At 69.7% G+C, this 18,248-nt stretch carries 21 protein-coding genes and 1 pseudogene; 6 read left to right on the top strand and 16 right to left on the bottom strand.

The features are described 5' to 3' along the window. The first annotated feature begins 42 nt into the window (after positions 1 to 42). Positions 43 to 915: an NAD(P)H-binding protein gene (locus tag IH68_RS0132730; protein ID WP_030942226.1), complete on the top strand. Its 873-nt coding sequence runs from the start codon at positions 43 to 45 to the stop codon at positions 913 to 915. Between the two features lie 57 nt (positions 916 to 972). Here IH68_RS0132730 and IH68_RS0132725 read toward each other — a convergent pair whose 3' ends face one another. The 9 genes and pseudogenes from IH68_RS0132725 to IH68_RS0132680 all read right to left on the bottom strand — a co-directional run bounded on the left by IH68_RS0132725 (position 973) and on the right by IH68_RS0132680 (position 6,816). Beyond that, the gene (locus IH68_RS0132725) at positions 973 to 1,188 is read right to left on the bottom strand and encodes a cold shock domain-containing protein (protein WP_030942224.1); all 216 of its coding nucleotides are present in this window, start codon (positions 1,186 to 1,188) and stop codon (positions 973 to 975) included. A 28-nt stretch (positions 1,189 to 1,216) separates the two neighbouring features. Then, positions 1,217 to 3,037, bottom strand: a complete 1,821-nt coding sequence (locus tag IH68_RS0132720; RefSeq protein ID WP_030942221.1) for a bifunctional metallophosphatase/5'-nucleotidase — start codon at positions 3,035 to 3,037, stop codon at positions 1,217 to 1,219. A 146-nt stretch (positions 3,038 to 3,183) separates the two neighbouring features. Next, positions 3,184 to 3,576 carry a hypothetical protein gene (locus IH68_RS0132715; protein ID WP_051833849.1) on the bottom strand — a complete coding sequence of 131 codons (393 nt, stop codon included), beginning with the start codon at positions 3,574 to 3,576 and terminating at the stop codon, positions 3,184 to 3,186. Then, positions 3,573 to 3,851 (bottom strand): hypothetical protein, encoded by a 279-nt coding sequence (locus IH68_RS50390; protein WP_030942217.1) that lies wholly within the window; start codon positions 3,849 to 3,851, stop codon positions 3,573 to 3,575. The genes IH68_RS0132715 and IH68_RS50390 overlap by 4 nt, the downstream gene beginning before the upstream one ends. Before the next feature lie 107 nt (positions 3,852 to 3,958). Further along, a complete protein-coding gene (locus IH68_RS0132705; protein ID WP_030942215.1) occupies positions 3,959 to 4,231 on the bottom strand; it encodes a lanthionine synthetase LanC family protein in 273 nt (90 codons plus the stop codon). Positions 4,232 to 4,404: 173 nt separating this feature from the next. Continuing rightward, positions 4,405 to 4,566 (bottom strand): annotated as a pseudogene (locus IH68_RS53795) (ATP-binding cassette domain-containing protein); the annotation flags it as partial. Positions 4,567 to 4,617: 51 nt separating this feature from the next. Next, a complete protein-coding gene (locus IH68_RS0132690) occupies positions 4,618 to 4,935 on the bottom strand; it encodes a transcriptional regulator (RefSeq protein ID WP_030942213.1) in 318 nt (105 codons plus the stop codon). Beyond that, the gene (locus tag IH68_RS0132685) at positions 4,935 to 5,384 is read right to left on the bottom strand and encodes a hypothetical protein (protein ID WP_051833848.1); all 450 of its coding nucleotides are present in this window, start codon (positions 5,382 to 5,384) and stop codon (positions 4,935 to 4,937) included. Before IH68_RS0132685 ends, IH68_RS0132690 begins: the two co-directional genes overlap by 1 nt. A gap of 148 nt (positions 5,385 to 5,532) precedes the next feature. Then, entirely contained in the window at positions 5,533 to 6,816 is a 1,284-nt protein-coding gene (locus tag IH68_RS0132680) for an adenylosuccinate synthase (protein WP_030942209.1), read from the bottom strand. Positions 6,817 to 7,011: 195 nt separating this feature from the next. Here IH68_RS0132680 and IH68_RS0132675 point away from each other — a divergent pair, with 195 nt between their 5' ends. Together IH68_RS0132675 and IH68_RS0132670 are read left to right on the top strand one after the other, a co-directional pair. After that, entirely contained in the window at positions 7,012 to 7,839 is an 828-nt protein-coding gene (locus tag IH68_RS0132675; protein WP_030942207.1) for a diacylglycerol kinase family protein, read from the top strand. 73 nt (positions 7,840 to 7,912) lie between these two features. Continuing rightward, on the top strand, positions 7,913 to 8,287 hold the full coding sequence (locus tag IH68_RS0132670) for a DUF6086 family protein (RefSeq protein WP_051833847.1): 375 nt from the start codon (positions 7,913 to 7,915) through the stop codon (positions 8,285 to 8,287). 5 nt (positions 8,288 to 8,292) lie between these two features. Here IH68_RS0132670 and IH68_RS0132665 read toward each other — a convergent pair whose 3' ends face one another. From IH68_RS0132665 to IH68_RS0132655, 3 genes are read right to left on the bottom strand one after another with little or no spacing between them, the layout of a single operon-like run. Next, positions 8,293 to 8,913, bottom strand: coding sequence for a Uma2 family endonuclease (locus tag IH68_RS0132665; RefSeq protein WP_037885623.1), 621 nt, complete (start codon positions 8,911 to 8,913; stop codon positions 8,293 to 8,295). A 35-nt stretch (positions 8,914 to 8,948) separates the two neighbouring features. Beyond that, on the bottom strand, positions 8,949 to 9,713 hold the full coding sequence (gene eutC, locus IH68_RS0132660) for an ethanolamine ammonia-lyase subunit EutC (RefSeq protein ID WP_030942202.1): 765 nt from the start codon (positions 9,711 to 9,713) through the stop codon (positions 8,949 to 8,951). Further along, positions 9,710 to 11,092, bottom strand: a complete 1,383-nt coding sequence (locus IH68_RS0132655; RefSeq protein ID WP_030942200.1) for an ethanolamine ammonia-lyase subunit EutB — start codon at positions 11,090 to 11,092, stop codon at positions 9,710 to 9,712. Before IH68_RS0132655 ends, eutC begins: the two co-directional genes overlap by 4 nt. 149 nt (positions 11,093 to 11,241) lie before the next feature. Here IH68_RS0132655 and IH68_RS0132650 point away from each other — a divergent pair, with 149 nt between their 5' ends. Beyond that, entirely contained in the window at positions 11,242 to 12,753 is a 1,512-nt protein-coding gene (locus tag IH68_RS0132650) for an APC family permease (RefSeq protein ID WP_030942198.1), read from the top strand. Here IH68_RS0132650 and IH68_RS0132645 read toward each other — a convergent pair whose 3' ends face one another. After that, positions 12,754 to 13,251: a GbsR/MarR family transcriptional regulator gene (locus tag IH68_RS0132645; RefSeq protein ID WP_030942196.1), complete on the bottom strand. Its 498-nt coding sequence runs from the start codon at positions 13,249 to 13,251 to the stop codon at positions 12,754 to 12,756. Positions 13,252 to 13,325: 74 nt separating this feature from the next. Here IH68_RS0132645 and IH68_RS0132640 point away from each other — a divergent pair, with 74 nt between their 5' ends. Both IH68_RS0132640 and IH68_RS0132635 read left to right on the top strand, forming a co-directional pair. Continuing rightward, positions 13,326 to 14,219, top strand: a complete 894-nt coding sequence (locus IH68_RS0132640) for an ABC transporter ATP-binding protein (RefSeq protein WP_030942194.1) — start codon at positions 13,326 to 13,328, stop codon at positions 14,217 to 14,219. After that, complete coding sequence (locus IH68_RS0132635) at positions 14,216 to 15,784, top strand: ABC transporter permease (protein WP_030942192.1); 1,569 nt, start codon at positions 14,216 to 14,218, stop codon at positions 15,782 to 15,784. The genes IH68_RS0132640 and IH68_RS0132635 overlap by 4 nt, the downstream gene beginning before the upstream one ends. A 6-nt stretch (positions 15,785 to 15,790) precedes the next feature. Here IH68_RS0132635 and IH68_RS0132630 read toward each other — a convergent pair whose 3' ends face one another. The 3 genes from IH68_RS0132630 to IH68_RS0132615 form a co-directional block, all read right to left on the bottom strand. After that, the gene (locus tag IH68_RS0132630) at positions 15,791 to 16,384 is read right to left on the bottom strand and encodes a Uma2 family endonuclease (protein WP_030942190.1); all 594 of its coding nucleotides are present in this window, start codon (positions 16,382 to 16,384) and stop codon (positions 15,791 to 15,793) included. An 88-nt stretch (positions 16,385 to 16,472) separates the two neighbouring features. Continuing rightward, a complete protein-coding gene (locus IH68_RS0132620) occupies positions 16,473 to 17,678 on the bottom strand; it encodes a cytochrome P450 (protein ID WP_030942188.1) in 1,206 nt (401 codons plus the stop codon). Between the two features lie 42 nt (positions 17,679 to 17,720). Next, positions 17,721 to 18,221: a GNAT family N-acetyltransferase gene (locus IH68_RS0132615; protein WP_030942186.1), complete on the bottom strand. Its 501-nt coding sequence runs from the start codon at positions 18,219 to 18,221 to the stop codon at positions 17,721 to 17,723. Positions 18,222 to 18,248: the final 27 nt, after the last annotated feature.

Raw genomic sequence — 18,248 nt, 5'->3', positions numbered from 1 at the left:
GCCGGCGCGCGCAGGCTGGGGTCACGACGAGAGGAGACGGCGATGATCCTGGTGACCGGGGCGACAGGGCACGTGGGCGGCGAGCTGGTACGGCGGCTGACGGCCGCCGCCCACCCGGTACGGGCGATGACCCGCCGCCCGGCCGGGGCGGAGCTCCCGGCCGGCGCCGAGGCGGTGTACGGCGACGCGGACGACCCGGCGAGCCTGGACGCCGCGTTCGCGGGCGCGGAGGGCGCCTTCCTGATGTCGGCGCAGGGCGTCGGCACGGCCCCCGGCCCGACCCACGACCTCGCGCTCGCCGAGGCGGCGGCAAGGGCGGGGGTGCGACGCCTGGTGAAGCTGTCCGTCCTGGACGCGGGCGCCGACGCGGGCGCGGACGTGATCGCCCGCTGGCACGCAGAGGCGGAGGCCGCCGTGACGGACCCGGCCCGCGACTGGGCGTGGACCCTGCTGCGCCCCGGCCGCTTCATGTCGAACGCCCTGCAGTGGGCGGGGCAGTTGCGCGCGGGCGACGAAGTGGCCGTCCCCTTCGCGGACCGCCCGGCGGCGAGCATCGACCCGGCGGACCTGGCGGAGGTGGCAGCACTGGCCCTCACGGCGGCCTCGGCCGACGAACACGCGGGCGCAGCCTACGAGTTGAGCGGCCCGCAGTCCCTGACCCCGAGGCAGGAACTGGCCATCCTGGGCGAGACCCTGGGCCGCGACCTGCACGTCCGCCCGGTCCCGGACGACGCGGCCCGCGCGGGAATGACCGAGTACGGATTCCCGCCCGAGGTCGTCGACGCGATCATGCAGCGGACGCTGGAGAGCGACCGTGGCGCGGAGGTCCTCCCGACGGTGGAGAAGGTCCTGGGCCGCCCGGCGCGGACGTTCGCCCAGTGGGCAGGGGCGCACGCGGGGGCGTTTTCGCGCTGACGCGAGTGAGGGGCGCCCGCCGAACGGGCGCCCCTCAACCACGGGCTCAAGACTGCTTCAGTCGCCGACGACCACCCGGACAGCCCGGTACTGAAAGCCGTCCTGCTCAGCGGCTTCCCATTCCAGGGTGACCTTCTCCCCCGCCGCGAGAGACCGGAATCCCTCCCCCTCCACGGCGGAGAGGTGGGCCCAGCACCCGCCGGGCGTCTCCGGGGAATCGAGGACCCCCCAGCCCTCCTCGTCGTCCCATTCGCGAACCGTCGCCAGAATCATGAGAGAAGGCTACGAGAGGAAGGGCGGGCTACGAGAACACCGCCGTCCCGTCCTGCGTCAGCTTCCAGTTGGTCACCGCGAAGTCCTTCGGGTCCAACGCACCCTTGGCCGTCACGTAGTCGATCATCAGCTGGCGGATCTCGTTGGTCGAGCTGTACGCGATGTCGGCGGTGGCGATGTGCGGGTAGCCGGAGCCGCCGTTCGCGCGGTAGTTGTTGACCGCGACGACGAAGACCTGGTCGTCGGCGACCGCCTTGCCGTTGTACGTGAGGTTCTTGATCCGCGAACCCTCCGCCTGTGCGATGTCGATGTCGTACGAGACGCCGGCGGCCGTGTCGTACATGTAGTCCCAGAAGTTGTTGGCGTTGGTCAGCGTCGCGGTGTCGACCTTCGTGCCCGAGGGGACCTGGTAGTAGTACTTCGCCGCGAACTCCAGGTAGTCCTTGAGCTGGGCGCCCGTGAGCTTCTTGCCGTAGAGCGTGTTGTCGTAGATGTAGAGCCCGGCGATGTCCTTGATGGTCACGCTCCCGGCCGGGATGTCGGCGGTGCGGCTGAACGGCGCGGCGACCGAGATCAGGGGCAGCGCGGCGTCGCTCGTCGACAGCCCCGCCTTCACCGACTGCATCTGGACCTCGTGGATGAAGTCCATGATCGGGACGTCCTTCCAGCAGGACTCCGCCGCCGGGAGGTCCTGAGTGCAGGTGCCCACGGCCGTGTTGACGTACTTGACGACGAGGTCGTGGTCGGCCTTGAGGAGCTTGGTGATCTCCGGGTCCTCCTCGACGCCCTTCGGGTCGAGGGTCTGGGCCGTCTTCTTCGTCACCTTCCACTGCCCGTGGTGCAGTTCGAGCTCGAAGTCGAAGACGGTGAGGCGGTAGCCCCAGCAGTACGGCTCGGAGAGGAGGACGTCCTCGCCGGTCTCCTCGTTCTTGACGGTGTACGAGGAGACCTCCTTGTGCGTGTGGCCGACCAGGATCGCGTCGATGCCGGGGACCTGCTCGGCGACGAGGTTGGAGGCGTTCTCGACGTACGGGAGCGCGTCGCCCCAGGAGGTCGACCCGTCGAGCCCGGAGTGGTCCGTCAGGAAGACGACGTCACACCCCATCGCGCGCAGCCGCGGCACGTACTTCTTCGCCTGCTCGACCAGGCCCGGGAAGACCATCTTTCCGCTGACGTTGTCCTTGTCCCACAGCGCGATACCGGGGTTGGTCAGGCCGAGGATGCCGACCTTGATGTCGGGGGCGCCGGGCACGCAGATGCGCTTCACCGTGTACGGGTGGAAGGCCGGCCGCAGGGTCTTCGCGTCGAGGGCGTTCGCGCCGAGCAGCGGGAAGTGGCACTGCTTCTCGAACTTGCGCAGCGTGTCGATGCCGTAGTTGAACTCGTGGTTGCCGAGGGCGGCGGCGTCGTAGCGCATGTGGTTCATGGCGACGGCCATGGGGTGCCTCGGCCCCTTCTTGCCGTCCTTGCCGGTGATCGGGTCGACCCGGGCGAAGTAGTACGCGAGGGAGGTCCCCTGGATGATGTCGCCGGCGTCGACGAGCAGGACGTGCTCTTCGCCCTTGGCCGCGCGCTGCTGCTTGATGAGGGTGGCGACACGGGCCACACCGACGGAGTTGCCTGCCTTGTCGCTGTAGGCGGCGTCCTTGTAGTAGTCCCAGTCGAAGACGTGGCTGTGCAGGTCGGTGGTGCCCAGGATGGAGAAGGTCCAGGTCTTGGGGGACTTCCCCGGCTTCTGGTCGGCGGCTTCGGCGGTGCCGGTGCCGATCGCTCCCGCGGCGGCCACCGCCGCACCGGTGACGGCCGACTTCTTCACGAACTCCCGGCGGTTCAGGGGACTGACGGGCATGTGGGGCTCCTGGAACTGGAGAGAGGTGGAGAGGGACGCGGGACGGCGGCGGGCTACCCGCGTAGATAGTTGCGCCCGCCCCCTCTGCAAAGAACCAGTAACAGGTCATGGACCGGTCAAAGAAGTCCATGACTGGTCCCGGACCGTCAGTCCGGACGGCTGCCGACCGGTCCGTCACCGTCGGCGAACCGTCTGAACGCCGTCCGGGTGGCCTGGTCGACGACGCCTTCGGTCGGGCCCGTGTAGCCGTAGCGGGCCGCCGGCATGCGCTGCAGCGCCGCCACCGTGTCGGTGCCTACGACGCCGTTGACCGCTCCCGTGTAACCCCAGTTCGCCCGCAGACAGCGCTGGAACGCCATCCAGCTGTCGGGCCGCAGCACCCCGTCGACGCGGCCGCTGAAACCCCAGAACCTCTTCAGCCACTGCTGGACGTTCCCGGCTTCCGCCGTGCTCAGGCCGAGGTTGGGATCGGACAGCGGGAGGACGGCCTCGGAGACCGCCGTCGGCCCGGCGTACGCCGCGGATGCCGCGAAGCTCACGCCGGAGCCTCCCGGACGTACTCGCGCACGGCCTTCAGCGGGCTGCCGTACGGCTCTCCCATGACGCCGCGCTGGTACTCCACGCCCCCGGGCCCGTACGCGGCGACGACCGGGAGGCCGGTGGTCAGCGCGGTCGACCGGGCCTCCATGGCCGCGTGGCTGGGCGACCGCAGCGGGGTCAGGTTGACGCCGAAGCCGCTGGGGACGCGGATGCCGATCCCCGCGAGCCAGCTGACCAGTTGGTGGTTGTCGATGATCTGGACTGCCCCTGCCAAAGCCGCTCGGCCCGTGTCCAGTGGACCAAGTTGGCGAAGGTGACGGCCTGTTCCGGCCGGGTGGGGGCGATGGGCAGCACGATCGAGCAGCGCACGCCGGTGTCTGCTTAACAGGTCAGAGCGGTCGGTATCCCGTGCGCGGCGGCCGGAGCGGCGAGCATCAGGTCGGTGTCGGCCACGCCGGACCAGCCGAGCAGATAGCCGACCAGCGACGTACGGCCCGCGGCGCCGGTGTAGAACCCGTGGCGGCGTGCGAGGTCGAGCACCCGGCCCTGGTAGGCGCGGGCCCGGTCGACGAGCCCCGTGGCGCCGGTGAACGCCGAGGCCGTCAGCAGAGCCTGGACCACGCCGCTGGTGCCGTGGCAGACCGACAGCTCCACCGGACCGTCGGCCAGAGCGGTCGCGGCCGCAACGAGGGAGCCGAGCGGTTAGCCCGCCAGCCAGTCACCCCGTCCGGCCGCCTGACAGATCTCGCTCGCCGCGAGGAGGACGCCGGCGGCGCCCTTGCACCAGCCGGTCACGGGTGGCCGGTACCGCTCCAGCCGCGCGGTCAGGTCGGCTGGTCGAGGCCGGTCATGGCACGCATGGTCGTGGACTTGCCCGCGCCGTTGGGCCCGAGAAACCCGGTCACCCGGCCCGGCTCGACACGGAAGGAGAGCGCATCGACGGCGAGCGTTCTCCCGTAGTACTTGGTCAGTTCCTGTACCTCGATCATGCCTTTCATCCCCGTATCAGCCATGCATCGGTCTCGTACGTCGTACGTCGGTCAGAAGTCCTCGCCCGGCTGCTCGCTCACGCGGGCCAGCGCGGCGATCCGTTCGAGTGCGGCGGCATGCCGCCGGAACGCCGCGCGCCCCTCGGGGGTCAGCCGTGCCAGGGTGCGGCGGATGCCCACACCCCGTTCCTTGCGGACCTCGACGTACCCCTCGGTGACGAGCGCGGACAGCTGCTTGGAGAGTGCGGAGTCGCTGGTCTCCAGCGACTCCCGCAGAAACCCGAACTCCGCCCAGCGCACCGGCGCCAGCAGAGCGACGATCGCCAGCCGCGCAGGCACGTGCAGGAACTCGTTGAAGTCACTGTCCATCAGGTGTCGCCCCGCTCTCCGGGCGGCGCACCGGCGGCCGGCGCGCGGCGCACGACCAGTAGACCCAGTGCACACACCACGGCAGCGGCGACCGTGTGCGGCACGGGAACTCCGCCGGCGTGCGCGGCGTCCGACAGCACGGTGAACAGCCCCACCAGGGCCGCGCCGACGCAGGCCGACAGCACAGCGGCACGTCCGCTGAGCGTCACACGAACGCGTGCCCGGCGCAGATAGAGCGCGAACTGCCACGCCAGCACCGCCGCCACCGGGAACAGGACCGCGCCGCCCCACGGGTTCGGCAGGTCGAAGGAGGCGAAGGAGACGAACACGATCAGCGCCGACACCAGCAGCCGCCCGCGGGAGAACTCGTATCCCAGGTACTCGGCATGGGACTGCTTCTGCCTCAGGCGCACATGGTCCAGTGCGGCCTGTGCCTCGTCGGGCTCCATCGGTTTCCGCCCTTCTACGGCCGACGTACTTTCCTAACAGGAAAGTAGCACGTACTTTCCCGACAGGAAAGTGAACAGCCCACCGCCGCCCGGCACGGACGGCCGGACGGCGGTGGGCTGGTGAACGACGCCCAGCGGGCGGATGCGGTCAGATGAACGAGTTGATCTCGATCGTCTCGTCCCGGCCGGGGCCGACGCCGATCGCGGAGATCGGCGCGCCCGACATCTCCTCGAGCGCCTTGACGTAGTTCTGCGCGTTCTTCGGCAGGTCGGAGAAGGACTTCGCCTTGGTGATGTCCTCGGACCAGCCGGGCAGGGTCTCGTAGACCGGCTTCGCGTGGTGGAAGTCCGACTGCGAGTACGGGAGTTCCTCGACGCGCCTGCCGTCGATCTCGTACGCCACGCAGACCGGGATCTCCTCCCAGCCGGTCAGGACGTCCAGCTTGGTAAGGAAGAAGTCGGTCAGGCCGTTCACCCGGGTCGCGTAGCGGGCGATGACGGCGTCGAACCAGCCGCAACGCCGGTCACGGCCGGTCGTCACGCCCCGCTCGCCGCCGATGCGGCGCAGCGCCTCGCCGTCCTCGTCGAACAGCTCGGTCGGGAAGGGGCCGGAGCCGACACGGGTCGTGTACGCCTTCAGGATGCCGATGACCCGGCTGATCTTCGTGGGGCCGACACCGGCGCCGGTGCAGGCGCCGCCCGCGGTGGGGTTGCTGGACGTCACGAAGGGATACGTGCCGTGGTCGATGTCGAGCAGCGTGCCCTGGCCGCCCTCGAACAGCACCACCTTGTCCTGCTCCAGCGCCTGGTTGAGGACGAGGACCGTGTCGGCGACGTACGGCGCGAGCTTGTCGGCGTAGCCCAGCAGCTCCTCGACCACCTGGTCGATGGCGATCGCGCGGCGGTTGTAGAGCTTGGTGAGGATCTGGTTCTTGACGTCGAGGGCCGCCTCCACCTTCTGGGTGAGGATGGACTCGTCGTAGAGATCCTGTACACGAATACCGACGCGGTTGATCTTGTCCGCGTAGGTCGGGCCGATGCCGCGCCCGGTGGTCCCGATCTTCCGCTTCCCGAGGAAGCGCTCGGTCACCTTGTCCACCGTCACGTTGTACGGCGTGATGATGTGAGCGTTACCGCTGATCAGGAGCTTGGACGTGTCGACGCCGCGCTCGTTCAGCCCGTTCAGCTCGGAGAACAGGACCGACGGGTCGACGACGACACCGTTGCCGATGACCGGGGTGCACCCCGGGGACAGGATTCCGGAAGGGAGCAGGTGAAGGGCGTACTTCTGGTCGCCCACGACTACCGTGTGGCCGGCGTTATTGCCGCCCTGGTAGCGCACCACATAGTCGACGGATCCGCCTAGCAGGTCCGTCGCCTTTCCCTTGCCTTCGTCACCCCACTGAGCACCGAGCAGCACAAGTGCGGGCACGCGCGTACACCCCTTCCGGGCGGGGCATGTCCAAGGTCAGGGGCGTACGCGTAAGGTTCACCGCCGCGTGCACCGCGGCCGTCGTTGGCCGCAAACCGTCGGACCGGATGCCCCGGAATAGACGAAGCCCCTGGCGCAATAGCGCAAGGGGCTCTTGCACAAAGATGCTACCCGAGGAAGCGAGGCAGGACCGAGGTGGTGACTTCCGCGACTTCCGATCAGCTGTTGGTGGTCATCGATCCGGTCGCCCGGCGGACGGACGGGGAGTCGGTACGCATCGCAAAAGACGTGCTCAGCGCGGGTGCGCACACCAAGGTGTGTCTGCCGGACGGCCCGGAGGAGTTCGCCCGGGCACTGGCCCGGCGGGGGTCGAGACGGCCGGTGGTCGTGGGCGACGACCGTGCCCTGGTCCGCGCGGTGTCCCTCTTGCACCGGCAGCGGGAGCTGGCCGGTTGTGCACTGTCGGTGGTGCCGGTGGGCAGTCTGCTGTCCGTGGCGCGTTCCCTGGGGGTCCCCACGGGGGCGGTGGCGGCGGCGAGGGCGGTCCTGGACGGGGCCGAGCGGCGCCTGGACCTGCTGGTGGACGAGAGCGACGGGGTGGTGCTGGGCGCGCTCCACATCCCGCCGGTGACCGGGCACACCCAGTCGGTGGAGGCGGGTCGCCCCTGGCTGCGCACGGCCCAGTCCCTCGTACGCACCCTGGTCCCCGCCCGCGAGACCACGGTCCCGCCACCCCGGCCCGCCCGGCTGCGGGTGGAGGTCGACGGCGTGACCCTGCTGGACCTGGACCAGCCGGTGGAGGCGGTGTCGGTGACGCCGGGCTCCTGCGGGGTGGCCGAGGTGGAGGTACGCCCGCTGTCGGTGGGCGCGGAGGCCTCCCCGCTACGGGCCCAGGGCCGGACCGTGAGCGTCTCCGGCGCGGACTTCCGCTACCGGGCCGATGCGGGCGTGTGGGGGCCGGTACGGAGGCGGACGTGGACGGTGCGGGAGGGGGCGCTGGGGCTGGTGCTGCCCGGGGCGTGAACCGGAAAACCAGGGGCGATCCGGGGAGGGGCCCGGTTACGCTGCCCGGCCGTCGAGCGAAACGGGGGCCGCGATGAGCCAGTACTACGAGGTGGACAGAGAGCCCGTCTGGAATCCGGGGACCTTGTCGTCGGAGATGTTTCTGGCGAACGTGCGGGTTTACGAGGGGCTGCTGGAGGTTCCCTCGGGGTTCGGCCCGATGCGCAACGACGAGTGCCAGATCGACCCGCCCGCCTTCGAGGGGTTCGTGAACGCCATGCTCGAGTGGTGGGACCGCACGGGGAGCGTCGTGATCGACGCGCTCGTCCAGGGCTTCATCGCCACGCTGGTGACGCTCGCGGAGCAGGTCGGGGTCGAGGTGCGGTGGCCGGAGCGGAGCGAGGTCGAGGGGCGGGCGGAGGGGGTGCGGCGGCTGGTCGGGGTGCTGCGGGGCTCGATGACCGGTTGAGTACGTCAGGTCTCGGGCTGGTCTTCGGGTTCCGCTTGCGGGGCCTGGAAGCCCGAGGTGTCGAGGACACAGTCGAAAGGAGCTGGGATGGACAGCCTTTCCCCGAACGGCCTGGTGTCCCGTGACTCGTATCCCTTGGACGAGGGGTTCCAGAACACGGTTGCCAGCTCCTCCTGCATGTCGAGGAGGAGGTAGACGGGAACTCCGGCCCTTCCGTAGACCATGACCTTGTCCGTCAGGTCGTCGTCTCGGGTGGACATGGATGTCAGCTCACACGCCAGGAGCAAGGCCTCGCCGTCCCGACGGGTACTGGTCGTCCGGGAGATTCGTCGGGGCGATACGTGGATATCCGGCCCGTACGCGCGTTCGTCCCCTGGAAAGACGTAGAGGAACGGGCCGACGCTGATGCGGTGTCCCTCGGGGAGATGCGGACGCAGCTGATCACAGACCAGCTCCATGACGTCCTCGTAATAAGACTTCGACCACGGCGACAAGACGATGCTCCCCGTGATGATCTCGGCCTTGTAGCCGTCGGGCACAACCAGCTCGTCGAGGGCGTCCAGAAGACCCTCAAAGCTGCGGGGCTCGGTGCGGCTTATCGTCGGTCGCTCAGTCATCAGTGTCATGATGCGCCCTCCCCTTGATGCAGACCAGCCACCACTCAGAGTGGCCGATCGATCACATCAATCTGATCGTCTTCGTCCTTGAGCTCCACCCCCGTCCGCCCCAACTCCCGCCCCCTCCCCATCAACCCCGCCAACTTCCCCGCCGCCACCTCATACGTCAGCCCCAGCGGCGGCCGGATGTTGCTCAGGCAGTTGCGGTCCGCGTCCGTGGTCACACCCGGGACCGGCCGGTACGTCAGATACGCCCCCAGCGAGTCCGCCGCCGACATTCCGGGACGCTCCCCGACCAGGACGACCACCATCGCCGCACCCATCGCGGACGCGATGTCGTCACCGAGAGCGACCCGTGCCTGTTCCGCCAGCACCACCGGTGCGACGCTCCACCCCGGCAGCCGCGCCACCGTCTCCCGCACCATCGTTGCCGCGTGCTCGTGCACCGCCCGGCTGGACAGCCCGTCCGCAACGACGAACACGACATCCCAGTCGCCGCCGGGGAGATGCGCGCGGTCCGTCGCATCCAACCGCCGCCCCAGGTCGGGACGTTGGAGATACGTCAGCCGGTCACCCGCCGCACTGCGCACCCGTACCGTCGGCATCGCGCCCAGACCCGCCGCGACCACCTCCGGCTCGAACGGCGAGTGCACCGCGTCCCGAGCCGCCGCGTGCGCGGTCTGGAGTTCAAGGCGGTGGCGGGTCGGCAGCGCCGAGCCCGCGCGGCCGAGGCCGATACGGGCCTGGGTGTGCCGGCGCATGGCGACCCACAAGTCATCTGTGGCCACAGCGATTTGAGTTTCCGTCATGCCGCAAGTTCCCTTCCGATCGCCGTCAGCGGATGGGACGCCACCTCGCGGATCCCGCCCCCCTCGTCCAGCAGCCCGCTCGACTCCAGCCAGGCCTCGAACTCCGGTGCCGGGCGCAGACCGAGCACCTCGCGGACGTACAACGCGTCGTGGTACGAGGCCGATTGGTAGTTGAGCATGATGTCGTCGCCGCCCGGCGTGCAGATCACGAAGGACGCGCCCGCGACGCCGAGCATCGTCAGCATGGTCGCGACGTCGTCGTCATCGGCGTCCGCGTGGTTCGTGTAGCAGATGTCCAGGCCCATCGGCAGGCCGAGCAGCTTGCCGCAGAAGTGGTCCTCCAGGGCCGCCCGGAGGATCTGGCGGCCGTCATACAGGTACTCCGGGCCGATGAAGCCCACCACCGTGTTCACCAGCAGCGGGTCGTAGCGGCGCGCCACCGCGTACGCCCGCGCCTCCACCGTCTGCTGGTCCACCCCGTGGTGCGCGTCCGCCGACAGGGCGCTGCCCTGGCCGGTCTCGAAGTACATGACGTTGCGGCCGACCGTCCCCCGGTCCAGCGCGAGCGCCGCCTCGTACGCCTCGTCGAGCAGGCCCAGCGTGACGCCGAAGGACGCGTTCGCCGCCTGCGTGCCCGCGATGGACTGGAAGACCAGGTCCACCGGTGCGCCCCGCTCCATCAGGTCCACGCTCGTCGTGACATGGCACAGGACGCAGGACTGGGTGGGGATCGCGTACCGGCCGATGACACCGTCGAGGAGCTCCAGCAGGTCCCGTACGGCCTTCGGGCTGTCCGTCGCCGGGTTGATGCCGATCACCGCGTCGCCGGAGCCGAGCAGCAGGCCGTCGAGCAACGCGGCCGCCACTCCCGCCGGGTCGTCCGTCGGGTGGTTGGGCTGCAGTCGCGTGGCCAGACGGCCCGGCAGGCCGATCGTCGAGCGGAAGGCGGTGACCACCCGCACCTTGCGGGCGACGGCCACCAGGTCGGCGTTCCCCATCAGCTTGGACACGGCCGCGACCATTTCCGGCGTCAGCCCGGGGGCCAGCGCCGTCAGGGCCTGGCCGTCCGCCGCCAGCAGCCACTCCCGCAGCTCTCCGACCGTCAGCCCGGCCACCGGCGCGAAGGCGGCCGCGTCATGCGTGTCGAGGATCAGCCGGGTCACGTCGTCGCTCTCGTACGGGATCACCGGCTCGGTCAGGAAGGTCGCCAGCGGCACCTCCGCGAGGGCCCACCGCGCGGCCACCCGCTCCCGGGCGCTGCCGGCGGCGAGCCCGGCGAGACGGTCGCCGGAGCGCTCGGGGCTCGCGGCGGCGAGCAGCCGCGCGAGGGAGTCGAAGCGGTGGCGCTCGCCGCCGACAGTGGCCGTGTATGTGCTCATGACGGCGACCGTACGAGGGGCGTGTTGCCGCCAGATTTCTAAAGGTCTGGTTGACAAACATTTAACGCCCCGACACCCTTGACCGACTCATTCGGGCTACAGAGTTCCGGTCCAGTACAGCAACGGACCACCAGGAGAGGGGCCACCCGATGGCAGTGGATGAGGGCGTCGCCCCGGCGACGAAGACGGACGGCGACGGCACGGTCCACCGGCTCAAGCCCAACGCCGTGGGCCTGCTGGGGGTGGTCTTCATGGCCGTCGCGACCGCCGCCCCGATCACGGCGATGACGGGCAACGTGCCCTTCATGGTGTCGTCGGGCAACGGCATCGGCGCCCCGGCGAGCTATCTCGTCGCAATGGTCGTCCTGGCAATCTTTTCCATCGGCTTCACTTCGATGGCGAAGCACATCACGTCGACGGGCGCCTTCTACGGCTTCATCTCCTACGGCCTCGGCCGCACCGCGGGCCTCGCGTCGGGCCTCCTCGCGACCTTCGCGTACGCCGTGTTCGAGCCCGCACTGATCGGCATCTTCTCGACCTTCGCCACCGGAACCCTCAAGGACCAGACGGGACTCGACATCCCGTGGTGGGCCTTCGCGCTGCTGATGCTCGCCGTCAACGCGACGGGCACCTGGTTCGGCGTCTCGGTCGCCGAGAAGCTCCTCGTGGTCCTGCTCGGCACCGAGGTGACGGTCCTCGCGGCGATGGCGATCTCGGTCGCCCTGCACGGCGGCGGCCCGCACGGCTTCACCTTCGGCCCGGTCAACCCCATCAACGCCTTCAAGGGCACGTCCGCCGGTCTCGGCTTGTTCTTCGCCTTCTGGTCCTGGGTCGGCTTCGAGTCGACGGCGATGTACGGCGAGGAGTCCCGCGACCCGAAGCGGATCATCCCCAAGGCCACGATGATCAGCGTCCTGGGCGTCGGCGTCTTCTACGTCTTCGTCTCCTGGATGGCCATCATCGGCAACGGCGAGACCGAGGCCGTCAAGGTCGCCTCGTCGGCGAACCCCCTCGCCCTGTTCTTCAACCCCACCGAGCACTACGTCGGCCACTGGGCGGTCGACCTCATGCAGTGGCTGATGATCACCGGCTCGCTCGCCTGCGGCATGGCCTTCCACAACTGCGCCGCCCGCTACATGTACGCGCTGGGCCGCGAGGGAGTCCTGCCCTCCCTGCGGAACACCATCGGCCGCACCCACCCCCGGCACGGCTCCCCGCACATCGCGGGCCTGGTGCAGACGGTGGTGAGCGCCGTACTGATCCTCGTGTTCTGGGCCACGAGCAAGGACCCGGCGAACGCCCTCTACGTCCTGCTCGCCATCCTCGGCACGATGGCGATCCTGATCGTGCAGGCGGTGTGCTCCTTCGCGGTCCTCGTCTACTTCCGCAAGAACCACCCCGAGAGCCGGCACTGGTTCAAGACGTTCACCGCCCCGCTCGTCGGCGGCATCGCGATGCTCGCAGTGGTGCTGCTCCTGGTGTCCAACATGAGCGTCGCGGCCGGCTCGGAGTCCGGCTCGCTGCTGCTGAAGGCGACGCCGTGGCTGGTGGCCCTGGTCGCGGCGACGGGCATCGGCTGTGCGCAGTACCTGAAGTACCGGGCGCCGGAGCGGTACGCGCTGCTGGGGCGGACGGTGCTGGAGGAGACCAAGGAGCGGTAACTACCCGTCCCCGAACATCTCTCGGCGGTGCACCCGCCACCGCTCCATCATGGCCGCGACCTCGCCCTCGACGAACTCGAAGAAGGCGAGCGTCTCGGCCATGCGGCGTCCGGCCGGGGTCTCGGCGCCCAGACTGCTGACACCCTCCCGCAGGGCCCCCTCCCACCGCTTGATGATGGCCTCGCGGTTGGTCAGGGCCTCGTACCACTGATCGCCGTGGACCCGGTAGCGCTCGCGGCGCGAACCGGGCTCCCGCTCGCGCGAGACCATGTGCGTCATGGTCAGATAGCGCACCGCCCCGGAGACCGCCGCGGGGCTGATCTGCAGCTGTTCACCCAGTTCGGCGGAGGTCATCGAGCCTTCGTCGGAGGAGAGCAACGCGGCGAAGACACGGGCGGGCATCCGCTGCATCCCGGCCTCGACCAGCTGCGCCGCGAAACTCTCCACGAACTTGGAGACCGCCTCCGGGTCCCGCCCCACCGCGTTCGACTCCGTCATGGTCACCACCCTAACCGGGCTTCACAGGCTTCCTTAACTTCACAATTTTCTGAAAGAAGCGTACATTCTGAAGAATGACGAAGGCAATCAGCGTCTCCGGCCTCCACAAGTCGTTCGGCCGCACCCCCGCCCTGGACGGCCTCGACCTGGAGGTGGAGTCCGGCGAGGTCCACGGCTTCCTCGGCCCGAACGGCGCCGGCAAGTCCACGACGATCCGCGTCCTGCTCGGCCTGCTGCGCGCCGACTCCGGCGCCGCGCAGGTGCTGGGACGCGACCCGTGGCAGGACGCGGTGGAGGTGCACCGCCGGATCGCGTACGTCCCCGGGGACGTGACCCTGTGGCGGAACCTGTCCGGCGGCGAGGTCATCGACCTGTACGGCCGTCTGCGCGGCGGCCTCGATGCCGGGCGCCGGGCCGATCTGATCGAGCGCTTCGAGCTGGACCCCACCAAGAAGGGCCGTACGTACTCGAAGGGCAACCGGCAGAAGGTCGCCCTGGTGGCCGCGTTCGCGTCGGACGTGGACCTGCTGATCCTGGACGAGCCGACGTCCGGCCTGGACCCGCTGATGGAGGAGGTCTTCCAGCGCTGCGTGGAGGAGGAGCGGGACCGGGGCCGGACGATCCTGCTCTCGTCCCACATCCTCAGCGAGATCGAGGAGCTGTGCGACCGCGTGAGCATCATCCGCAGGGGCCGGACGGTGGAGAGCGGCTCGCTGGCCGACCTGCGCCATCTGACGCGGACGAACGTGACGGCCGAACTCGCCGGTCCGCCCAACGGGTTGGCGCACCTGCCCGGCGTCCACGACCTGGACGTACAGGGAAAGCGGGTGCGGCTGCAGGTCGACACGGACCAACTCGACGCGGTGCTGCGCTCGTTGAGCGAGTCGGGCGTTCGGTCCCTGACGTCGACGCCGCCGACGCTGGAGGAGCTGTTCCTGCGGCACTACCAGGACGAGGTGGCCCGATGACCTCCCTCGTGGGCACCGGGGTGCTGCTGCGTTTCAACCTGCGCCGCGACCGGCTGATGATCCCGGTGTGGGTGGCGGTGAACGCCCTGATGGTCCTCTCCATGCCGAACACCCTGAAGAACCTTTACGGCACCCCGGCCGAACGCGCCGACCTGGTCCACCAGGTGGCGGCCAACGCCTCCTTCCGCGCACTGATCGGTCCCGTCTTCGACACCTCCGTCGGCGCGCTGACGGCCTGGCGCGTCGGCGTGTACGCGGGTGCGCTGGCCGCCGCGATGAGCCTGATGATCGTCGTACGGCACACCAGGGACGAGGAGGAGAGCGGGCGGCACGAACTGGTGGCGTCCGGGATGGTGGGCCGCAGGGCCTCCCTCACGGCGGCTCTGCTGGCGGCGGGGGCCGCAAATGCCGTACTGGCACTGCTGGTTGCGGCCGGACTGGCGGGTCAGGGGGCGTCCGGTGCGGTGGCCTTCGGCCTCGGTCTCGCGGCCGTCGGCATGGTCTTCGCGACGATGGCGGCGATCGTCGCCCAGCTGACGGAGAGCGCACGGCTGGCCCGCGGGCTGACCGCGGGCGTCCTAGGTGCGGCCTTCGTTCTGCGCGCGGCCGGCGACTCGGCGACGGACGACGGCTCCTCGGCCCTGACCTGGATCTCCCCACTCGGCTGGCTGGAGAACCTGCGCCCGTACGCCGACGAACGCTGGTGGGTGCTGGCGCTGTTCGCGGCGGCGGTGGCGCTCCAGGCCGGGGCGGCCTACGAGTTGGCGGGCCGCAGGGATGTCGGCATGAGTTTCCTTCCCACGCGCCCCGGACCGGCGTCCGGCCGCCTGGGCACGGCGGGAGCGCTGGCCTGGCGGCTGCAACGGGGCGCTGTCGCCGGCTGGTCGATCGCCTTCTTCGTCGTGGGCGTCGTCTACGGCGGCCTGACGGACGGCGTGACGAACCTGGTCGGCGACAACGAGAACGCCCGGAAGATCTTCGAGCGGATGGGCGGCCAGAGTGGTCTGACGGACGCCTTCCTGGCCTCGATGATCGGCATGATGGGCCTGATCGCGGCGCTCTACGTCGTGTCGAGCGTGCTGAGGCTGTACGGCGAGGAGACGTCGGGGCGGGCGGAGCCGGTGCTGGCGAACGCGGTGGGACGGCTGCGGTGGGCCTGCGGCCACTTGACGGTCGCGTTCGGCGGGGCGGTGCTGATCATGCTGCTCGCCGGGCTGGGCTTCATCGTCGGCTACGGCAAGGAGGCCGGGCCGATCCTCGGCGCGTGCCTGGTGCAGGTGGCCGCGGTGTGGGTGATCGGCGGGGTGGCGGTCCTGGTCTACGGCCTGGTCCCGCGGGCGGCGATGGCGGCGTGGGGTGTCGCGGGGGCGGTGCTGCTGATCGGCTGGGTGGGGCCTGCGCTGGATGCTCCGCAGGCGGTGCTGGATCTGTCGCCGTTCGGGCATCTGCCGAAGCTGCCGGGTGGGGGGATGGAGTGGGGGGCGGTGCTGGTCCTGATGGGGCTGGCGGTGGTGCTGGTAGCCGGGGGACTCGCAGGGTTGCGGCGGCGGGACTTGACCACGTGACCGGGATCAGTCGGCGTACTGCTTGAGCTCCTCGGTGTCCAGCTCGATGCGGACGGGGTCGGGGAGGGTCACCTTGCCACCGAGCCTGACCACGTGGATGTCTCGATAGCCGTCGTCCAGATCCGGATCGCTATGAACAAGAATGGACAGGTTGTCCCGGTCAATCAGCAGATAGACCGGGATGCCCGCCTCGGCATACGCCCGAGGCTTCTCGACCCGGTCACGCTTGTGGGTGTCCGAGTCGTACGACGTGATCTCGACTGCCATCAGCACGCCGCGGGGATCGGCCCACTCCCCCTGGCCCACGAAGTGATCGACAGGGGCGAGCACTCCATCCGGCCGGGCCCGGCCCTTGCGGTAGGCCTCCACCTTGAGCCCTTGCAGAGGGTTGAGGTCCAACTCGGGCCGAGCACGCATGCACTGACGGATCAGCCACATGGTGATCGTGTTGTGGTTGCCGTTCGTCACTTTCTTGAGCCCGATCCGTCCGTCGATGAACTCGAACCTGACGGTCTCGTCCTCCCTCTCGGCGAACTCGGCGATCCGCTCGAACATGTCCACCGACAACTGAGACGACGCACGCTCTGCCATAACCGTCATGGTGCCTCCCTTCGCAGGCAGGCACCAGCTTGACGAGCCGCTGTCGACCATCGACCGGGATTCGCTCAGCGATCATCCGAACGAGTGATCACCTCACCTCGATGCTCAGCCCTTCCAACCCCCGGATCACAAAGTTCGGCTTCCGCTCCGGCTCCGCCGCCAACCGCAGCGTCGGCGCCTTCTCCAGCAGAGCCGTCATCGAGGCAGCCAACTCGATGCGGGCCAGCGGGGCACCGATGCAGTAGTGGATGCCGGCGGAGAAGGAGATGTGCGGATTGTCCGTGCGGGTCAGGTCGAGCCGCTCGGGGTCCCGGAAGACCTCGGGGTCATGGTTGGCGGAGCCGAAGAGCATGGCGATCTCGGCACCGCGCGGGATGACGGTCCCGTCGATCTCGATCTCGTCCAGCACCCAGCGCTCGAACAGCTGGAGCGGGGTGTCGTAGCGCATGAGCTCTTCTACGGCGGTGGGGACGAGGGAGTGATCAGCGCGGAGCTGTGAGAGCTGGTCGGGGTGCCGGAACAGGGCGTACCAGCCGTTCACGGTGGCGTTCACGGTGGCCTCGTGACCGGCGTTGAGCAGCAGAACGCAGGTCGAGATCATCTCCTGCTCGGTGAGGCGGTCACCCTCGTCGTGGGCGGCGATGAGCCCGGAGATGAGATCGTCGCCGGGATCCTTGCGCCGCTCGGCGATCAGCTCGCGGAGGTAGTCGGAGAACTCGACCGAGGCACGCACCGCGCGGGTGGCCGTCTCCTCGGAGGGGTTCAGCTCGTACATCCCGCAGATGTCGGCCGACCAGGGGCGGAGAGGGCCGCGATCGGCCTCGGGGAACCCCAGCATCTCGGCGATGACGGCGACGGGGAGCGGCTCGGCGACCTCGCTGAGCAGGTCGCCGCCGCCGTTCTCGACGAGCCGGTCCACGAGCTCCCCGGCGAGGTTGCCGACGTACGGCCCCAGCCGCTCGACCGTCCGCGGTGTGAACGCCTTCGACACCAGCCGCCGGATCCGGGTGTGGTCCGGCGGCTCCAGGTCCAGCATCCCGTGGTCGTTGAGGGTGTGGAACGGCTCGTGTTCGTCGGGCGGCGCGGTCCGCCCGAAGTCCTCGTGCGTGAACCGGTGCTGGTACGTCCGCCCGAGCCGCCGGTCACGCAGCAGCGCGGAGACGTCGGCGTGATGCGGGACGAGCCACTGGTTCGTGGGCTCGTAGTAGTGCACGCGGCCCCGGGCGCGGAGGTCGGCGTAGGCGGGGTAGGGGTCGGCGAGGAACGCCGGGTCCCAGGGGTCGAAGGCGGTCATGGACGGACGCTAACCCGGTATCCACCCGCCTGACCAGGGATGTCAGTACTCCGGCACGAGGTGGCGCTGGTACCAGGTCCCCGGATTGCCGCCGACGTGGGCCGGGTCGGCCGGGCCGACCGGAACGAACCCGGCCTTGGTCAGGACCTTCTGGGACGCCACGTTCTGGTGGGCGGTGGCCGCCCGCAGGGTGCGCAGCCCGTGCCGGTCCGCCGCCAGCCGGCACAGCTCCTGGACGGTCGCGGTCGCCACGCCCCGGCCTGCGACGTGCTCCGCGACCCGGTAGCCGAGCTCCGCACCGTGGTCTTCGATGTCGACCAGATTGAACCGGCCGAGTACCGAACCGTCCTCCGCGACGAGCACGTGGAAGGCGCAGATGCCGGCCTCCTGCTCGGCCAGCAAGGCGTCGTACCGATCCGTGAACTGCTCGAAGTAGTCGTCGCCGCGGTCGGTGATCGAGGCGGCGAAGTAGGCGCGGTTCGCCAGCTCGAAGGCCAGGACCGCCGGGGCATGACCGGCATGCAGCCGTTTCAGCTCGGGCACCTGCCCGACCCTACGCAGGTGGTACGC

Origin of the sequence: Streptomyces sp. NRRL S-646 (assembly GCF_000720765.1) — a bacterium.
In the GTDB taxonomy this organism is placed as follows: domain Bacteria; phylum Actinomycetota; class Actinomycetes; order Streptomycetales; family Streptomycetaceae; genus Streptomyces.
Note: the sequence above shows the minus strand (reverse complement) of the source record. Positions and strands in the feature narration are given on the sequence as shown.

Coding starts and splice junctions, on each gene's coding strand:
- IH68_RS0132730 (WP_030942226.1), top strand. CDS start 43: ATGATCCTGGTGACCGGGGCGACAGGGCACGTGGGCGGCGAGCTGGTA.
- IH68_RS0132725 (WP_030942224.1), bottom strand. CDS start 1,188: ATGATTCTGGCGACGGTTCGCGAATGGGACGACGAGGAGGGCTGGGGG.
- IH68_RS0132720 (WP_030942221.1), bottom strand. CDS start 3,037: ATGCCCGTCAGTCCCCTGAACCGCCGGGAGTTCGTGAAGAAGTCGGCC.
- IH68_RS0132690 (WP_030942213.1), bottom strand. CDS start 4,935: ATGGACAGTGACTTCAACGAGTTCCTGCACGTGCCTGCGCGGCTGGCG.
- IH68_RS0132685 (WP_051833848.1), bottom strand. CDS start 5,384: ATGGAGCCCGACGAGGCACAGGCCGCACTGGACCATGTGCGCCTGAGG.
- IH68_RS0132670 (WP_051833847.1), top strand. CDS start 7,913: ATGAGCCAGTACTACGAGGTGGACAGAGAGCCCGTCTGGAATCCGGGG.
- IH68_RS0132665 (WP_037885623.1), bottom strand. CDS start 8,913: ATGACACTGATGACTGAGCGACCGACGATAAGCCGCACCGAGCCCCGC.
- eutC (WP_030942202.1), bottom strand. CDS start 9,713: ATGACGGAAACTCAAATCGCTGTGGCCACAGATGACTTGTGGGTCGCC.
- IH68_RS0132655 (WP_030942200.1), bottom strand. CDS start 11,092: ATGAGCACATACACGGCCACTGTCGGCGGCGAGCGCCACCGCTTCGAC.
- IH68_RS0132650 (WP_030942198.1), top strand. CDS start 11,242: ATGGCAGTGGATGAGGGCGTCGCCCCGGCGACGAAGACGGACGGCGAC.
- IH68_RS0132645 (WP_030942196.1), bottom strand. CDS start 13,251: ATGACGGAGTCGAACGCGGTGGGGCGGGACCCGGAGGCGGTCTCCAAG.
- IH68_RS0132640 (WP_030942194.1), top strand. CDS start 13,326: ATGACGAAGGCAATCAGCGTCTCCGGCCTCCACAAGTCGTTCGGCCGC.
- IH68_RS0132635 (WP_030942192.1), top strand. CDS start 14,216: ATGACCTCCCTCGTGGGCACCGGGGTGCTGCTGCGTTTCAACCTGCGC.
- IH68_RS0132630 (WP_030942190.1), bottom strand. CDS start 16,384: ATGACGGTTATGGCAGAGCGTGCGTCGTCTCAGTTGTCGGTGGACATG.
- IH68_RS0132620 (WP_030942188.1), bottom strand. CDS start 17,678: ATGACCGCCTTCGACCCCTGGGACCCGGCGTTCCTCGCCGACCCCTAC.